Below are 17,053 nucleotides of genomic sequence, written 5' to 3' on the forward strand. Positions count from 1 at the left end.
TAGCGAGGTTAACCCGTGTGGGGTAGCCGTAGCGAAAGCGAGTCCGAATAGGGCGTCTGAGTTGCATGCCCAAGACCCGAAGCGGAGTGATCTAGCCATGGGCAGGTTGAAGCGCGGGTAAGACCGTGTGGAGGACCGAACCCACCAGGGTTGAAAACCTGGGGGATGACCTGTGGTTAGGGGTGAAAGGCCAATCAAACTCCGTGATAGCTGGTTCTCCCCGAAATGCATTTAGGTGCAGCGTCACGTGTTTCTTGCCGGAGGTAGAGCACTGGATAGGCGATGGGCCTTACCGGGTTACTGACCTTAGCCAAACTCCGAATGCCGGTAAGTGAGAGCGTGGCAGTGAGACTGTGGGGGATAAGCTCCATGGTCGAGAGGGAAACAGCCCAGAACACCGACTAAGGTCCCTAAGCGTGTGCTAAGTGGGAAAGGATGTGGAGTCGCAGAGACAACCAGGAGGTTGGCTTAGAAGCAGCCACCCTTGAAAGAGTGCGTAATAGCTCACTGGTCAAGTGATTCCGCGCCGACAATGTAGCGGGGCTCAAGCACATCACCGAAGTCGTGTCATTGCAGCAATACTCCCAACGGAGGCTGTGATGGGTAGGGGAGCGTCGTGTGCCGGGTGAAGCGGCGGTGGAAACCAGTCGTGGACGGTATACGAGTGAGAATGCAGGCATGAGTAGCGATACAAGAGTGGGAAACTCTTGCGCCGATTGACCAAGGGTTCCTGGGTCAAGCTGATCTGCCCAGGGTAAGTCGGGACCTAAGGCGAGGCCGACAGGCGTAGTCGATGGACAACGGGTTGATATTCCCGTACCCGCTTTGAAGCGCCAACGCTGAACCTCTTGATGCTAAGCCCGTGAAGCCGGCCCGGAGTCTTCGGACAATGGGACGTGGTGGAGCCGGTGACCCAACGGGGTAGTAGGTGAGCGATGGGGTGACGCAGGAAGGTAGTCCAGCCCGGGCGGTGGTTGTCCCGGGGTAAGGGTGTAGGCCGTGAGGTAGGCAAATCCGCCTCACATTAAGGCTGAGACCTGATGCCGAGCCGATTGTGGTGAAGTGGATGATCCTATGCTGTCGAGAAAAGCCTCTAGCGAGTTTCATGGCGGCCCGTACCCCAAACCGACTCAGGTGGTCAGGTAGAGAATACCGAGGCGTTCGGGTGAACTATGGTTAAGGAACTCGGCAAAATGCCCCCGTAACTTCGGGAGAAGGGGGGCCATTCCTGGTGACGGGCCTTGCGCCTTGAGCTGGGGGTGGCCGCAGAGACCAGCGAGAAGCGACTGTTTACTAAAAACACAGGTCCGTGCGAAGCCGTAAGGCGATGTATACGGACTGACGCCTGCCCGGTGCTGGAACGTTAAGGGGACCGGTTAGCTTGGATTCGTCCAGGCGAAGCTGAGAACTTAAGCGCCAGTAAACGGCGGTGGTAACTATAACCATCCTAAGGTAGCGAAATTCCTTGTCGGGTAAGTTCCGACCTGCACGAATGGCGTAACGACTTCTCGACTGTCTCAACCATAGGCCCGGTGAAATTGCATTACGAGTAAAGATGCTCGTTTCGCGCAGCAGGACGGAAAGACCCCGGGACCTTTACTATAGCTTGATATTGGTGTTCGGTTCGGCTTGTGTAGGATAGGTGGGAGACTTTGAAGCGGCAACGCCAGTTGTTGTGGAGTCGTCGTTGAAATACCACTCTGGTCGTGCTGGATGTCTAACCTGGGTCCGTGATCCGGATCAGGGACAGTGTCTGGTGGGTAGTTTAACTGGGGCGGTTGCCTCCTAAAGGGTAACGGAGGCGCCCAAAGGTTCCCTCAGCCTGGTTGGCAATCAGGTGTTGAGTGTAAGTGCACAAGGGAGCTTGACTGTGAGACTGACGGGTCGAGCAGGTACGAAAGTAGGGACTAGTGATCCGGCGGTGGCTTGTGGAAGCGCCGTCGCTCAACGGATAAAAGGTACCCCGGGGATAACAGGCTGATCTTCCCCAAGAGTCCATATCGACGGGATGGTTTGGCACCTCGATGTCGGCTCGTCGCATCCTGGGGCTGGAGTAGGTCCCAAGGGTTGGGCTGTTCGCCCATTAAAGCGGTACGCGAGCTGGGTTTAGAACGTCGTGAGACAGTTCGGTCCCTATCCGCTGTGCGCGTAGGAGTGTTGAGAAGGGCTGTCCCTAGTACGAGAGGACCGGGACGGACGAACCTCTGGTGTGCCAGTTGTCCTGCCAAGGGCATGGCTGGTTGGCTACGTTCGGGAGGGATAACCGCTGAAAGCATCTAAGCGGGAAGCCTGCTTCGAGATGAGCACTCCCACCTCCTTGAGAGGGTAAGGCTCCCAGTAGACGACTGGGTTGATAGGCCGGATATGGAAGCCCTGTGAGGGGTGGAGTTGACCGGTACTAATAGGCCGAGGGCTTGTCCTCAGTTGCTCGCGTCCACTGTGTTGTTCTGAAACAACGACCGCCCTGCCGGCGGGTCGGATAGTTTCATAGTGTTTCGGTGGTCATAGCGTGAGGGAAACGCCCGGTTACATTCCGAACCCGGAAGCTAAGCCTCACAGCGCCGATGGTACTGCAGGGGGGACCCTGTGGGAGAGTAGGACGCCGCCGAACAATTATTCCAAAAGACCCCCTCCCGTCCGGGAGGGGGTCTTTTGCGTTTCCGTACCGCTTTTTCGTGCCGCGTTTCGCTACCGCGTTTCTCGCCGGCTCATTCGTCGTCGGATTGGGGTTCCTCTGTGGGCGGCTGCCCCTGGGCCCGTGCGGGCGGCTGGACCTCGGGCCGGTCCGTCGGGGCCGTTGCGGCCGACGGATCGGCCGAGGGCCTGGTCGACGGAACGGCCGACGGAACGGCCGACGGAACGGCCGACGAAGCAGCGTTCGACAGTGCGGTCGACGGCTCGGCCGTTCCCCAGGCGGGGCGGGCGAGCCACTTGTCCGCGGTGTTGGTGAGGCGGGCGACGCCGGTGCCGTCGGGCTGCATGCGGTAGAGGTCGGCGCCGGATCCGGCCGGGGCCTGGGCGAAGACGATGGACTTGCCGTCAGGTGCGTACGCGGCGGTGCCGTAGAAGACGTCGGAGGGCGCGGGGGTGAGGGCGCCGATGGCGGTGCCGTCGGGGTGGACGGTGTAGATGCCGCCGCCAGGGGCGTTGTCGGCGCCGGCGGGGTAGGTGGTGAAGAGGATCCGGGTGCCGTCGGGGGACCAGGCGGCGCGGTCGCCGGCGCGCAGTTCCCAGGGGGTGAGCTGGCGCAGGCCGGTGCCGTCCACGCCGACGATGTAGATGGCACGGCTGTTGGCGGGTTGTCCGGTGGCGCCGGTGCGGTACTCGAAGGTGAGCTGCTTGCCGTCGGGGGACCAGCTGGGGTTGCTGACCGTGCCGGAGTAAGGCTTGTCGTTGGTGAGGAAGGTGAGCCGCTGCACGTCGGTGCCGTCGGGGCTCATCAGGTAGAGGTCCGAGTACTGGGTCTGCGTGTTGCCGGCCGGGTCCAGGGGCCCCCAGGAGCGGCTGAAGGCGAGCTGTTTGCCGTCCGGGGAGAAGGCGGGGGCGCGTTCGTCCTCGTTGGCGCAGTCGGCGGTGCCGCTGTCGCAGAGCTGGCCGACCTGGTGGGCGCCTTCGCCGGAGGTGGCGACGGTCCAGAGCCGGGCGGTGCCGGTCTGCGGGTCGGTGCGGTCGAAGGCGACGGTGGCGCCGTCGGGGGACCAGTCGGGGCGGTCGTCGCGGGCGCGGGCCGGCGGCTGGGTGATCTGCTGCTGGCCGCTGCCGTCGGGGGCGAAGGTGACGATGGCGGTGGTGGTGCGGGAGGTGTCGGTGTAGGCGCGGCTGACGATCAGTCCGTTGTGCGCGGTGGCCGCGGCGGGATTGCCGGCAACCGCGCCGACCACGCCGGGGGTTGCGGCGGGCGTCGGCTCGGGGGTGGCGGAGGGGGTCTCCGGCCGGATCTCGGAGAGCGGGATCTCCCCGGGTTCGGCCCCGCAGCCGGTGAGCAGGATGCCCAGAAGCAGGAAGCCCGCACCGGCGCTTGCGCGGGTGCGGGCCCTGGTTGTGGGTGACTGCCGTGTTCCGGTGATCCTTGCCATCTCCGTCTCCGACCTTTCCGACCGCTCGACGTGTCGCCCCCGTCGTCGATTCAGGACGAAGGCCCCTGAGAGAAGCTGTCACTGTGTCAGACGGGGGAGGTCGGCGGCCGGGCGACACGCGACGGAAGGCGTTCACTCGATCGCACGGAGTAGCAGACGGGAGGGTGAGAGGGGAGAGGGAGGGTCAGCCATCAGCCCCGGGCGGCGCGACGCTCGGCCTTGGCCAGGGCCTCCGCCTCGTCCTCGGCTTCGGCGACCTCCAGGGTGGGCGCGGTGCCGCCGAGCTGGGCGGGCAGCCACCAGGTGTCGTCCGGGCCGGAGGGCTTGCCGGGGTACTCGCGCTGGGCGCGGTCGAGCATCTCGCTCATGGCGGCGCGGAGTCTTCGGGTGACCATGACCGGCTTGTCGGCCGGTCCGAGCTGAATCGGTTCGCCGATCATGATCGTCACCGGAACGTGGCGCTTGGTCAGGGTCTTCGGGCGGCCCTTGGTCCAGAGCTGCTGGGTGCCCCAGAGCACGACGGGCAGCAGCGGGGTGCCGGAGTCGGCGGCCATCCGGGCGGCGCCGGTCTTGAACTTCTTCAGCATGAACGAGCGGCTGATCGTCGCCTCGGGGAACACCCCGACGACCTCGCCGGCCTTGAGGGCGCGGACGGCGGCCTCGTACGCGGGCTGGCCGTCGGTGCGGTCCACCGGGATGTGCTTCATGCCGCGCATCAGGGGGCCGGAGATCCGGTGCTTGAAGACGTCGTCTTTGGCCATGAAGCGAGTCTTGCGCTTGCCGCCGCGGTAGGCGCCGAGACCGGCGAAGAGAAAGTCCAGGTAACTGATGTGGTTACTGACAAGTACCGCTCCCCCCCTGGCGGGGATGTGTTCGGCACCCACGATCTTGATCCGTACATCGAGTGCACGGAAGGCGGTGAGTGCGGCGCCGATCACCGGCGGATACACGAACTCTGCCACGGTCAGTCCTGACTTCCACGGGCCGGAGCCCGGTACGGCGGGTACCCGCGCCGTTGCGCGGGGCGCCGACCGGAGCACGGCACGCCGCGGCGGTCACGGGTGATTCACGGAGATGATCCCCCGAACGAGTGCCTGCTGTCACCTGAGCCGTGCGGTCAAGCCGATTTTCACGGTGTGATCTCCGTGATGAATTAGGAGGGGAACTTTCCCGCTCCCCAGCCGGCGGAAGTCAGGCGCCGGCGGTGAGGCGGCCCTGGGCGCGCCGGACGAACGGGTAGAGCTCGCAGCCCAGGCAGCAACCGAACGCGGCGTTGAGGAAGGCGGCGGCGAGGGCGACCGCGGTGGCCAGCAGGCTGAGCCAGGTCACGCCGGTGACGTGGCCGAGGGCGCCGAGGGTGGCGAAGACCGTGAGGATGCCCTGACCGAAGCGCAGGGGCCGTTCGTCCTCGGTCTCGGACGGGGGCGCGAGGCGGGGCGCGACGAGGGTCCGGAACAGCCAGTCGTACGGGGAGAGCCGTAAGCCGCCGAACGCGCCGAGTGCGAAGACGAGGGTCTGGGCGGCCAGGAGGGCGCAGCTACCGGTGAGGAGGACGGTGATCAGGACGGCCGAGGTGAGCGCGGCGGCGAAACGGGGACCGCGGGGGTCGGTCTGCACGTGGGCTCCGGGAGGGTCGCGACGGGCGGCAGCGGCGGACGGCGGCGGCGGGGGCGTCAGCGGAAGCGGAACCGGAAGTGGAACCAGGAGCGGGAGGCGGAGGCCCGGCGCCGGTCGGTGACACGGCGGCAGGTCGGCGACGGCGGTGAGGAGCGCTCGAAGTCCACCGGCCGATCGTACGTGGCCCGCCCCCGGCGGTCGACCGTGTTTCGGAGCCGCCGGGCGTCGGCGCAGACTGGAGGGATGACCGGGCAGGTGGCGTGCGTTGTCGCACTGGCGGTGGCGACCATGTTCGGGCTGCTGCGAGCCGGTCGCGACGGAAGGATGAGGGTGCGCACCGAGGACGGGACGGTACGGCTGTCGGAGGCGGAACTGGGCGGGCCGCTGGGCTCACGGGCGACGCTGGTGCAGTTCTCGACGGCTTTCTGCCAGCCCTGCCGGGCCACCCGGCGGGTGCTGTCCGAGGTGGCCGGGATGGTCGACGGGGTCGAGCACGTCGAGGTGGACGCGGAGGCGCGGCTGGAGCTGGTCCGGCGGCTGGAGATCCGGCGGACGCCGACGGTGCTGGTGCTGGACGCGGACGGCCGGATCGTGCGCCGGGCGTCGGGGCAGCCGCGCACGGTGGACGTGATCGCGGCGCTCGGCCAGGCGGTCTGAGGCGTTCCGGGCCGGGGCGGCCCCGGAGCGGTGTCCGCGGAGTGGTGGTCGCGGCGTACTGGTCGCGGGCGGGAATCCGGTCGAGGAGACCTGCCGTGTCAGGTGGAGTCCGCCCCCGGCTGGGGCAGGATGGGCGCAGGCGGAGGGTGCATCCGAACGGCATAAGCTACTGGCCAGTAGTGACCGCCGCGCTACCGGCGAGTATGCTGCCAGGAAGTTCCGGACCGGCACGGGAATTCGCTGCCCGGAGCGGGTGTGCGGTCGTGTTCGCACCCGCTTGCACCGCCGCAGCCGCCGGACGAGACCAGTACAGGAGACAGGCCGTGAGCTTGAGGATCGTTGTCTGTGTGAAGTACGTGCCGGATGCGACGGGTGACCGTCGTTTTGCGGACGACCACACCACCGACCGGGATGGCGTGGACGGCCTCCTGTCGGAGCTGGACGAGTACGGCGTGGAGCAGGCGCTGCGGATCGCGGAGGCGAACGAGGGTGCCGAGGTGACGGTGCTGACGGTCGGTCCGGACGATGCGAAGGACGCGCTGCGCAAGGCGCTGTCGATGGGTGCGGACAAGGCCGTGCACGTGAACGACGACGACATCCACGGTTCGGATGTGATCGGGACGTCGGCGGTTCTGGCGAAGGCGTTGGAGAAGACCGGGTTCGATCTGGTGATCGGTGGTATGGCGTCGACGGACGGCACGATGGGTGTGCTGCCGGCGCTGCTGGCGGAGCGTCTGGGTGTGCCGCAGGTGACGCTGCTGTCGGAGGTGTCGGTCGAGGGCGGTGTGGTGAAGGGCCGTCGTGACGGTGACGCGGCGACGGAGCTGGTGGAGGCGGCGCTGCCGGCGGTGGTGTCGGTGACGGACCAGTCGGGTGAGGCCCGGTACCCGTCGTTCAAGGGGATCATGGCGGCGAAGAAGAAGCCGGTCGAGTCGCTGGACCTGGACGATCTGGGGATCGAGGCGGACGAGGTCGGTCTGGCGGGTTCGTGGACGGCGGTGGAGTCGGTGGCGGCGCGTCCGGCGCGTACCGCGGGCACGGTCGTCAAGGACGAGGGCGAGGGCGGCAAGGCGCTCGCCGGCTTCCTCGCCGACCAGAAGTTCATCTAGTCCGAGCCCTCGAACCTGCGAACACGGAGACATTGAGCAATGGCTGAGATTCTCGTCCTGGTGGACCACGCCGACGGTGTGGTCCGCAAGCCGGCCCTGGAGCTGCTGACCCTGGCCCGCCGTATCGGCGAGCCGTCCGCGGTGGTGCTCGGCGCCGGTGCCGCGGCCGCCGACATCGCCGCCAAGGCCGGCGAGTTCGGCGCGGTGAAGGTGTACGTCGCCGACGGTGCCGAGTTCGCCGACCAGCTGGTCGTCCCCAAGGTGGACGCCCTGGCCCAGATCGCCAAGGCCAACGACGTGGCGGCCGTGCTGGTCACCTCGTCCGGCGAGGGCAAGGAGGTCGCCGCCCGCGTGGCGCTGCGCCTGGGTTCGGGCATCATCACCGACGCGGTGGACGTGGAGGCCGGTGATGGTGGTCCGGTGGCGACGCAGTCGGTGTTCGCGGCGTCGTTCCAGGTGAAGTCGAAGGTCACCAAGGGTGCGCCGGTCATCACCGTCAAGCCGAACGCGGTGGCTCCGGAGGCCGTTGCGGCGGCGGGTGCGGTGGAGAACGTGTCGGTGGCGTTCACCGGCAATGCGGCCACGGTGACCTCGCGCACGCCGCGGGTGTCGACGGGCCGTCCGGAGCTGACCGAGGCCGCGATCGTGGTCTCCGGTGGCCGTGGTGTCGGTGCCGCCGAGGGCTTCGGGGTGGTCGAGGAGCTCGCGGACGCGCTGGGCGCGGCCGTCGGTGCCTCGCGTGCCGCGGTGGACGCGGGTTGGTACCCGCACAGCAGCCAGGTCGGCCAGACCGGCAAGCAGGTCTCCCCGCAGCTGTACATCGCGGCGGGCATCTCCGGTGCCATCCAGCACCGGGCCGGCATGCAGACCTCGAAGACCATCGTGGCCGTCAACAAGGACCCCGAGGCCCCGATCTTCGAGCTGGTCGACTACGGCGTGGTCGGCGACCTCTTCCAGGTCCTGCCGCAGCTCACCGCCGAGGTGAAGGCCCGCAAGGCCTGAACCCACGGGTAGGTTCGGAGGGCGTGGCGCCGGGTGCTCGGTGCCACGCCCTCCGTCGTTCCCCGCCGCCGTTCCCTGCCGAGCACGGACGGACTGGCGGCGGCCCGTAGAGTCGGCGCGGGCGCGTGACCTCCGGGGCCCTCCGGGGCATGAGTCGGCCTCATGAGCCGGGTCATGAGCGGGGCTCATGACCCGGGCGTGTGATGTGCGGGGCATGAGTTGACCGCATGACCTGAACGCGTGACGTGCAGGGCGTGACGCATTGGCGTGGGACGAGGGCGAGGACGGTGGCATGGCACTGCTGACGGCACTTCAGGGCGGTTTCGGCGACGCGGCGGACGCGTTGCGGATCGACGGCCGGACGCTCTCCCGGGAGGAGCTGCTCGGTGCGGCGACCGTCGTCGCCGACCGGGTGGCCGGTGCCCCCGCGCTGGCGGTGCTCGCGCGGCCGACCGTGGAGACGGTGACCGCCGTGGTGGGCGGCCTGCTGGCGGGCGTTCCGGTGGTGCCGCTGCCGCCCGACTCGGGGCCCAAGGAGCGCGCGCACATCCTGGGCGACTCGGGCGCGGCGCTGCTCGCGCACGCCGTCGGGGAAACGCTGCCGGAGGGTACCGCGGTGGAGGGGCTGCCGGTCGATCCCGGGCAGCGCTCCGCTGCCACGTACGCCGAGCCGGCCGCAGAGTCGACCGGCTTCGTGCTCTACACCTCGGGCACCACCGGCGCGCCCAAGGGGGCGGTGATCCGACGCGAGGCGATCGCCGCCGACCTGGACGCGCTGGCCACGGCCTGGCAGTGGACCGCCGAGGACACCCTCGTCCACGGCTTGCCACTGTTCCACGTGCACGGACTGCTGCTCGGCGTGCTCGGCGCCCTGCGCACCGGGAGCCGGCTGGTGCACACCGGACGGCCCACCCCGGAGGCGTACGCGGCGGCCGGCGGCAGCCTCTACTTCGGGGTGCCCACCGTCTGGTCCCGGCTGGCCGCCGACCCGGAGGCGGCCGGCCGGCTGGCCTCGGCCCGGCTGCTGGTCTCCGGCAGTGCGCCCCTGCCCGTGCCGGTGTTCGAGAAACTGGCGGCGCTCACCGGGCACGCCCCGATCGAGCGGTACGGGATGACCGAGTCGCTGATCACCGTCAGCACCCGGGCGGACGGCGAGCGGCGCCCCGGAAGCGTCGGGCTGCCGGTGGACGGGGTGCGCACCCGGCTGGTCGGCGAGGACGGCGAGCCGGTGCCGCACGACGGGGAGACCGTCGGTGAGCTGCAGGTTTCCGGCCCGACGCTGTTCAGCGGGTACCTCAACCGGCCGGACGCGGACGCCGAGGCGTGGACGGCGGACGGCTGGTTCCGCACCGGGGACGTCGCGGTGATCGGGGCGGACGGCTTCCACCGGATCGTCGGCCGCGCCTCGGTGGACCTGATCAAGAGCGGCGGCTACCGGATCGGCGCGGGCGAGGTGGAGGCCGCGCTGCGGGACCACCCGGCGGTCGCCGACGCGGCGGTGGTCGGCGTGCCGGACGAGGACCTCGGCCAGGCGATCGTCGCCTACGTCATCCCGGACGGCGCCGTGACGGGGGACCAGCTGACGGCCTTTGTGGCGGAGCGGCTCTCGGTGCACAAGCGGCCGCGTCGGGTCGTCCTGGTACCCGAACTGCCCAGGAACGCCCTGGGAAAGGTGCTGAAGAAGCAGCTGCTCGCGGAGGCCGGCGGCCGGTGATGAGGAGGCGTCGGGTCGCGCCCCGGTGACGGGTTCTCACCCTGATGCGGCGTCGGTGCTCACCGCCCGTGACCCTTCCATTTGGCGCACTCCACTGCGCGCCGTGTGCGGACGCGTGCCTAACGTGACACGCAGGCAGAACTGAATCCCTGGGCGAGGCGCCGCGGTTTCCGGTCGCAAGGGCCGGAGGCCGCGGCGCGTCGGACAGGGGTCTGCCGAGCCGTACGAACCGGCGGTGCCGGGCGTACGGCGGGTTCGAAGCAGGTCCGCAGCCGCCGCTCCGGCGGCCGTCCGCATGCGATACGCAGCAGTGAAGGAAGTCAGCAGGATGACCACCGTCAATACCGGCGCGCCGGATGCCGCCGACGAACCGACCGGGCAGCAGGGTGCTGCCACCGCCTCTTCCCCCCGTCCCTCCCGGGCCGCGCGGCTCCGCCGGGGGATAGGCATGGTGGCCGTGATCGCGACCGGAGCTGGCGTGTTCGGCCTCGGTATCGGCGTGAGCCCCGCGGCCGCCGAGGCCGCGCCGGCGCACGCCGGGTGGGACGGCTCGCGGTACTGGTTCAAGAACAGCCAGGGGCAGTGGCGCTGGACCTCCCACTACAGCGTCTACCTGGCGCGGACCGGGAGCGGGACCAAGGCGTCGAGCAGCGTGAAGTCGAGCGGCGGCATCAAGCAGGGGTGGGACGGGTCGCGCTACTGGTTCCGCAACAGCAAGGGGGAGTGGCGCTGGACCTCGCACTACGAGATCTACCTGGCGCGGACCGGAGGCTCCTCCGCGGGCTCCTCGGCCTCCTCCGGCTCGTCCCACGACTCGGTCGCCGAGGACCGCGACGTCGAGACCGCCGTGCAGTACGCGCTCGCCCAGCTGGGCAAGCCCTTCATGACGGCGGGCAACGGGCCGGACGGATACGACTGCTCGGGGCTGGTCCAGCAGGCGTTCAGACGCGGCGGCATCGACCTGCCGCGGGTCGCCAACGACCAGTACGAGGCGACCACGCCGATCACGGCGAGTCAGCTGCGCCGCGGAGACCTGCTGTTCTGGTCCCCGGACGGGACCGAGCGGGGCATCCAGCACGTGGCGATCTACCTGGGCAACAACCAGTACGTCGAGGCCGCGCGGCCGGGGACCAACATCCGGATCTCGGGGATCAGCAGCGGCTACTACCCGGCGTACATGGGGCGGCCGTAGCGCTGCCGCCGGTTCGCGGGTCGGGGGCATCCGCTCCGGCGGGTGCCCCCGAGGCGTGGTGCCGCCGGCTGGCGTAGCCGTCGTGTGCGGTTGCGCGGCGCGGCGCGGCGCGGGCGGGAGTGCGCGGGCGGGGTGGGGTGGTGTCGGGGGCGCGGGCGGCGCGCCGGTGAGGCGTGCGAGCGGGGCGCACACGGGAAGTCGACCCATGGGACGTCCTGTGCGTGAGCAGTGGTGAAGGGGTGCAATTCTGATGTAGACCGGTCTGCATATTTCCGGGTGCGGGCGCCTGGCCTGGGCACATGCCGCTGTCACGGGGCAAGGCGGAGCGCGCGGACGGGCGCGGCGGGCAGGCATGGGGAGCGGCGTGGGGCGGGTACCACCACGGGTGGCGCTGGTTCGGCCGACGGGGGCGCTGCCCGGTGCGAACGGCATCGGGGGAAGTCGAGGGGCAGGGGACGTTGTGATCGTCTGGGTCAATGGCACATTCGGGGCGGGCAAGACCAGTGCCTGCCGCGAGCTGGTGGAACTGCTGCCCGGGAGCGTGCTCTTCGATCCCGAGCTGGTGGGCTTCGGCTTGCGCCGGATGCTCCCGGCCGACCGGCTGGCGACGGTGTCGGACTTCCAGGACCTGGCGGCCTGGCGCCGGCTCGTCCCCGAGACGGCGGCCGCGCTGCTCACCGAGGTCGGGGGCCCTCTGGTGGTCCCGATGGCCCTGCTCAGAGAGGACTACCGGGACGAGATCTTCGGCGACCTCGCCTCCCACGGGATCACCGTGCACCACTTCGTGCTGGATCCCGAAGAAACGATCCTGCGAGACCGCATCGCCCGTCGCGAGGAGTGCCCCGGCGACCCGGAGGCGAGCGAGCGGGTCCGCGCCTGGTGCCTCGAACACCTGCCCCGCTACCGCGCCGCCCGTCGCTGGCTGGTCGGGGACGCCAGGATGGTCGACACCAGCGAGCTCACCCCCCGGGAGACCGCCCTGCGGATCGCCGAGCTCGTCCGGGTCGGCGCCGCGCGCTGCCCGATCGTCCAGACCCCGGACCCGACCGGGGACACCGTGGCCTCCGGCGTCCTGTTCTTCGACGAACAGGACCGGGTCCTGCTCGTCGACCCGGTCTACAAGCCCGACTGGGACTTCCCGGGCGGAGTGGTCGAGCGCGGCGAGGCCCCCACCGACGCCGCCCTGCGGGAGACCGCCGAGGAACTGGGCCTGCGCCTCGACCCCACCGGGCTGCGCCTGCTCGCCGTGGACTGGGAGCCGCGCACCGGCCCGCGCCGCGGCGGCCTGCGGCTGATGTACGACGGCGGCCTGCTGGACGCCGAGGGCCGGCAGAACCTGCTGCTGCAGCCGGAGGAACTTCGCAGCTGGCGCTTCGTCACCCTGGACGAGGCCGCCGAACTGCTGCCGCCGAGCCGGTACCGGCGCCTGGCCGCGGCGCTGGACGCCCGGCGCAGTGGCGAGCTGCGGTACCTGGAGGCGGGGTGCCGGGTGGCGGTCGGGTTGGCGAGCACGGCGGACGCGGCGTAGGGCGGGGGCCGGCCCGGGCGTCCCGTCGGTACGGCCTGGCCGTGGGCTGCGGCCCACGGCCAGGCGGGTCGCCGGTGCGAGGGCCGGGCGGGTCGGCCGGGCTGGTCGGGTTGCCGGTGCGAGGGCCGGGCGGGCCGGCCGGGCCGCCCGGGCTGGTCGGGTTGCCGGTGCGGGCGGGAGGATGGGGGCATGCCGTTCACGCTGAGCCATCCCGCCGCCGTCCTGCCCCTGCTGCGCCGTGCCGGGGAGCGCGGGCCGCTGGTGGCGTCGGCGCTGGTCGCCGGGTCGATGGCGCCCGACGTGCCGTTCTTCGCCGAGTCCCTGCTGCCCGGGGTCTACGGCCACGGCGGGCTGACGCACCGCTGGTGGGCGGTGCCGACGCTGGACGTGGTGATCGCCGGCGCCCTGGTGGCGGGCTGGCACGGCCTGCTGCGGGGGCCGCTGGTGGCGCTGCTGCCGGAGCGGTGGTCGGGCGGCGCCGAGGCGCTGACGGTGCGGCGGGCCGGGAGCGGGGGCGGCACGGGGGCGGGCGTGGCGTGGTTCGCGGCGTCGGCGGCCATCGGTGCGGCCACCCACGTCGGGTGGGACGCGTTCACGCACGGCGGTCGGCTGGGCGTGCGGCTGCTGCCCGTACTGGACCGGGAGGTGGCCGGGGTACCGCTGTACGAGTCGTTGCAGTACGGGAGTTCGGCGCTCGCGCTGGCGGCGATGGGCGGCTGGGCAGCGCGTGCGGTGGGGGCCGTCGAGCCGGTGCGTCCGACCGTCCGGCTCGCGCCCCGGACGCGGCGGGCCGCCGTCGCGGTGCTGGGGGCGGCGACGGCGGCCGGGGTGCTGCACCGGCTCAGCCCGCTGAAGCGGAACCTGGTGCCGGAGGTCTGCTTCGGCGCCGGGGCCGGGCTCGCGGTGGGGGCCGTCGGTTACGCGGCGGTGGTGGCGGCCGCCCGCCGGTTGCGCGGCGGGCGGCCGGGGGCCGGCCGGGACCGGGGCGCCGGTCCCGGCCCGAGTGGCGGTCGGGCTCCGAAGGTCGGTCAGGACTCGGGTGTCGGTCGGGCTTCGAACGTCCGTCAGACGGAGCGCAGTTCGGCGTAGCGACGGAGGAACAGGGCCTCGGCGAGGGCCATCCGCTCCAGCTCCTGCGGGTCGACGCTCTCGTTGACCGCGTGGATCTGGGTCGCCGGCTCCTCGACGCCGATCAGCACGATCTCGGCCTGCGGGTAGAGCGAGCGCAGGGTGTTGCAGAGCGGGATCGAGCCGCCCTCGCCGGAGGCGACCATGTCGGTGCCGAAGGCCTCGGCCATCGCCTCGCCCATCGCCTCGTAGGCCGGGCCGGTGGTGTCGGCGCGGAACGGGGAGCCGCTGCCGCGCCGCTCGACGGTGAGCCGGGCACCGAGCGGGACCTGCTTCTCCAGGTGGGCGACCAGCGCGTCCTGGGCGGCGGAGGCGTCCGTGCCCGGCGGGACGCGCAGGCTGATCAGGGCCTTGGCGGCGGCCTGGACGGAGGAGGTCGCGCCGATCACCGGCGGCGCGTCGATGCCGAGGACGGTGACGGACGGGCGAGCCCAGAGGCGGTCGGCGATGGTGCCGGTGCCCGTCAGGGCGACGCCGTCGAGCACCTTGGCGTCGGCGCGGAACTGCTCCTCCGGGTACTGCACGCCGTCCCAGGTCTGGTCGGCGGCCAACCCGGCGACTGCGACGTCGCCGTTCGAGTCGTGCAGCGAGGCGAGGATCCGGACCAGGGACTGCAGGGCGTCCGGGGCGGCGCCGCCGAACGCGCCGGAGTGCAGGTTGCCGGCCAGGGTGGTGACCGTGGCCTCGACCACCGTCATGCCGCGCAGCGAGGCCGTCACCGTCGGCAGGCCGGCAGCGAAGTTGCCGGTGTCGCCGATGATGATGGCGTCGGCGGTGAGCAGCTCGGGGTGCGCCTCGGCGTAGCGCTCCAGGCCGCCGGTCCCCTGCTCCTCCGAGCCCTCGACGATGATCTTCAGGCCGACCGGGTAGGCGTCCCCGTACACCTGGCGCAGCGCCCGCAGGGCGGTCAGGTGCATCAGGATGTTGCCCTTGCAGTCGGCGGCGCCGCGCCCGTACCAGCGGCCGTCACGCTCGGTCAGCTCGAAGGCCGGGCTGATCCAGGCGTCCTCGTCGAGCGGGGGCTGGACGTCGTAGTGCGAGTAGAGCAGGACGGTCGGCGCGCCCTCGGGGCCGGGCAGCTCGGCGTAGACGGACTGGGTGCCGTCCGGGGTGTCGAGCAGCTGGATGTTGGTCAGGCCCTCGGCGGCGAACGCGTCGGCGACCCAGCGCGCGGCCTTCTCGCACTCCTCGACCGGGAACTGGCGCGGGTCGGCGACCGACGGGAACGCGACCAGCTCGGCGAGGTCGGTGCGGGCACGGTCCATCAGGGACCGGACGGCGTCGGCCAGGGGCTGTGACATCGGGGCTCCGAGGGGATGGGGCCGCCCGTGGGGTGATGCGGGCGGGGGCTTCGGTTGGGGTACTGCCGATCATAGGCGGAGCGGTATCGGGTGGTTCGGGGCCGGGTGGTGGCGGGTGGTGCGGGTGGGGGCGGGCGGTGTCGGCTGGTGCGTCGCCGTTCGGGTGGTGCGGCGCCCGATGGGGCGGTCGGACGCATAGGATTGGTCGACGTGACTGACTCCGGAAGCTCCGATTCCCGTAGCCCGCTCGACAGCCCGCTCGACGACTCGGCCTCGCCGCTCGACGGCGTCTGGGACGTCGTGGTGGTCGGCGCCGGACCGGCGGGCTCCTCGGCCGCGCACGCCGCCGCTGCCCAGGGCCGCCGGGTGCTGCTCCTCGACAAGGCCGAGCATCCCCGCTACAAGACCTGCGGCGGCGGCATCATCGGCCCCTCCCGCGACAGTCTGCCGCCGGACTTCCGGCTGCCGCTGCAGGACCGGGTGCACGCCGTCACCTTCGCGTACAACGGGCGGTACACCCGGACGCGGCGCTCCCAGCGGATGCTGTTCGGCCTGGTCAACCGGGACGAGTTCGACCTGCGCCTGGTGCAGGCGGCCAAGGCAGCCGGGGCGGTGCTGGTCACCGGCGTGACCGTCACCGGAGTCGAGCAGCGCGGCGGCGAGCACCGGACTGCGCTGGTGACGGCGGCCGACGGGCGCACCTTCGAGGCCCGCGCGGTGGTCGGCGCGGACGGCAGCGCGAGCCGGATCGCCCGGCACGTCGGCGTCACCTTCGACCAGATCGACCTCGGCCTGGAGGCGGAGATCCCGGTGCCGGCGCAGGTCGCCGCCGACTGGGCGGGCCGGATCCACCTCGACTGGGGCCCGCTGTCCGGCAGTTACGGCTGGGTGTTCCCGAAGACCGAGACCAGCAGCCTCACCGTCGGGGTCATCTCGGCGCGCGGCGACGGCGAGCGGACCAAGCAGTACCTCGCCGACTACATCCGGCGGTTGGGCCTTTCGGGGTTCACCCCCAGGATCGAGTCCGGGCACCTGACCCGCTGCCGGGCCGAGGACTCGCCGCTCTCCCGCGGCCGGGTGCTGGTCGCCGGGGACGCGGCCGGGCTGCTGGAGCCGTGGACCCGCGAGGGCATCTCGTACGCGCTGCGCTCGGGCCGGCTGGCCGGCGAGTGGGCGGTCAAGGTCGCCGAGGCGGGCAACGCGGCGGCGGTGCGGCGCGAGGCGCTGAACTACGCGTTCGCGGTCAAGGCCGGGCTGGGCGTGGAGATGCGTGCGGGCAAGCAGCTGCTGGGCGCCTTCGAGCGGCGGCCGTACCTCTTCCACGCGGCGGTCTGCCTGGTGCCGGCGGCGTGGCGGGCCTTCGCCCGGACCACCCAGGGACACACCACCTTCTCCCAGGTGCTGCGGCAGTACCGGGCGGCGCGGAAGCTGACGGCGATGGCGTCGCGGTAGGGCTGTTCGCGCGAGGGGCTGTTTGCTTGAGGGCCGTTCGCTTGACGGCCGTTCGATGGTGTGCGGGGCCGGTGTTCCTCCTGTGGGGAGGGGCGCCGGCCCCGCGCTCGTTCGGGGTGACGGACCGGCTCGTTCGTGTCGCGAGGGGCCGATCCGCCGGCGCGGGCGGCTAGGGCCTGTCCGGCGGATCTTGCCGGGCGCACGACGCCGGATCATCCCGCCTGGACGCACGCCCGAATCGTCCAAGTACACCCAGTACGAGGGCGATTCGGGCGCA

12 protein-coding genes and 2 rRNA genes (1 of these 14 only partly in view) are annotated in these 17,053 nt (G+C 70.9%); 10 read left to right on the top strand and 4 right to left on the bottom strand.

Annotation, left to right across the window (positions count from 1 at the left end):
- Together BX285_RS29185 and rrf are read left to right on the top strand one after the other, a co-directional pair.
- A 23S ribosomal RNA gene (locus BX285_RS29185) occupies window positions 1-2,422 on the top strand; it begins 698 nt to the left of the window's first position.
- A gap of 72 nt (window positions 2,423-2,494) precedes the next feature.
- A 5S ribosomal RNA gene (rrf, locus tag BX285_RS29190) occupies window positions 2,495-2,611 on the top strand.
- 97 nt (window positions 2,612-2,708) lie between these two features.
- Here rrf and BX285_RS29195 read toward each other — a convergent pair.
- The 3 genes from BX285_RS29195 to BX285_RS29205 form a co-directional block, all read right to left on the bottom strand.
- Window positions 2,709-4,076 (bottom strand): PD40 domain-containing protein, encoded by a 1,368-nt coding sequence (locus BX285_RS29195; RefSeq protein ID WP_121178731.1) that lies wholly within the window; start codon window positions 4,074-4,076, stop codon window positions 2,709-2,711.
- Window positions 4,077-4,267: 191 nt separating this feature from the next.
- Complete coding sequence (locus tag BX285_RS29200; RefSeq protein WP_097235163.1) at window positions 4,268-5,038, bottom strand: 1-acyl-sn-glycerol-3-phosphate acyltransferase; 771 nt, start codon at window positions 5,036-5,038, stop codon at window positions 4,268-4,270.
- A 229-nt stretch (window positions 5,039-5,267) separates the two neighbouring features.
- On the bottom strand, window positions 5,268-5,693 hold the full coding sequence (locus BX285_RS29205) for a DUF4395 domain-containing protein (RefSeq protein ID WP_097235162.1): 426 nt from the start codon (window positions 5,691-5,693) through the stop codon (window positions 5,268-5,270).
- Between the two features lie 243 nt (window positions 5,694-5,936).
- On the opposite strand from BX285_RS29205, the gene BX285_RS29210 reads away from it, so the two are divergent.
- The 7 genes from BX285_RS29210 to BX285_RS29240 all read left to right on the top strand — a co-directional run bounded on the left by BX285_RS29210 (window position 5,937) and on the right by BX285_RS29240 (window position 13,984).
- Window positions 5,937-6,350 (top strand): thioredoxin family protein, encoded by a 414-nt coding sequence (locus BX285_RS29210; protein WP_097235161.1) that lies wholly within the window; start codon window positions 5,937-5,939, stop codon window positions 6,348-6,350.
- Between the two features lie 323 nt (window positions 6,351-6,673).
- Complete coding sequence (locus tag BX285_RS29215) at window positions 6,674-7,459, top strand: electron transfer flavoprotein subunit beta/FixA family protein (RefSeq protein WP_097235160.1); 786 nt, start codon at window positions 6,674-6,676, stop codon at window positions 7,457-7,459.
- 39 nt (window positions 7,460-7,498) lie between these two features.
- Complete coding sequence (locus BX285_RS29220; RefSeq protein WP_121178732.1) at window positions 7,499-8,461, top strand: electron transfer flavoprotein subunit alpha/FixB family protein; 963 nt, start codon at window positions 7,499-7,501, stop codon at window positions 8,459-8,461.
- Window positions 8,462-8,753: 292 nt separating this feature from the next.
- Entirely contained in the window at window positions 8,754-10,175 is a 1,422-nt protein-coding gene (locus BX285_RS29225; RefSeq protein WP_121178733.1) for an acyl-CoA synthetase, read from the top strand.
- Between the two features lie 328 nt (window positions 10,176-10,503).
- Window positions 10,504-11,367: a C40 family peptidase gene (locus tag BX285_RS29230; RefSeq protein ID WP_179852679.1), complete on the top strand. Its 864-nt coding sequence runs from the start codon at window positions 10,504-10,506 to the stop codon at window positions 11,365-11,367.
- Window positions 11,368-11,827: 460 nt separating this feature from the next.
- A complete protein-coding gene (locus BX285_RS29235) occupies window positions 11,828-12,895 on the top strand; it encodes an NUDIX hydrolase (RefSeq protein ID WP_097235156.1) in 1,068 nt (355 codons plus the stop codon).
- Between the two features lie 189 nt (window positions 12,896-13,084).
- Complete coding sequence (locus BX285_RS29240; RefSeq protein WP_121178734.1) at window positions 13,085-13,984, top strand: DUF4184 family protein; 900 nt, start codon at window positions 13,085-13,087, stop codon at window positions 13,982-13,984.
- Here BX285_RS29240 and BX285_RS29245 read toward each other — a convergent pair.
- Entirely contained in the window at window positions 13,960-15,324 is a 1,365-nt protein-coding gene (locus BX285_RS29245; RefSeq protein WP_097235154.1) for a dipeptidase, read from the bottom strand. The two genes, BX285_RS29240 and BX285_RS29245, sit on opposite strands and share 25 nt — an antisense overlap.
- 210 nt (window positions 15,325-15,534) lie before the next feature.
- On the opposite strand from BX285_RS29245, the gene BX285_RS29250 reads away from it, so the two are divergent.
- Complete coding sequence (locus BX285_RS29250) at window positions 15,535-16,776, top strand: geranylgeranyl reductase family protein (protein ID WP_097235153.1); 1,242 nt, start codon at window positions 15,535-15,537, stop codon at window positions 16,774-16,776.
- Window positions 16,777-17,053 lie beyond the last annotated feature (277 nt).

The sequence above is a fragment of the Streptomyces sp. 1114.5 genome (assembly GCF_003635085.1).
Lineage (GTDB): Bacteria > Actinomycetota > Actinomycetes > Streptomycetales > Streptomycetaceae > Kitasatospora.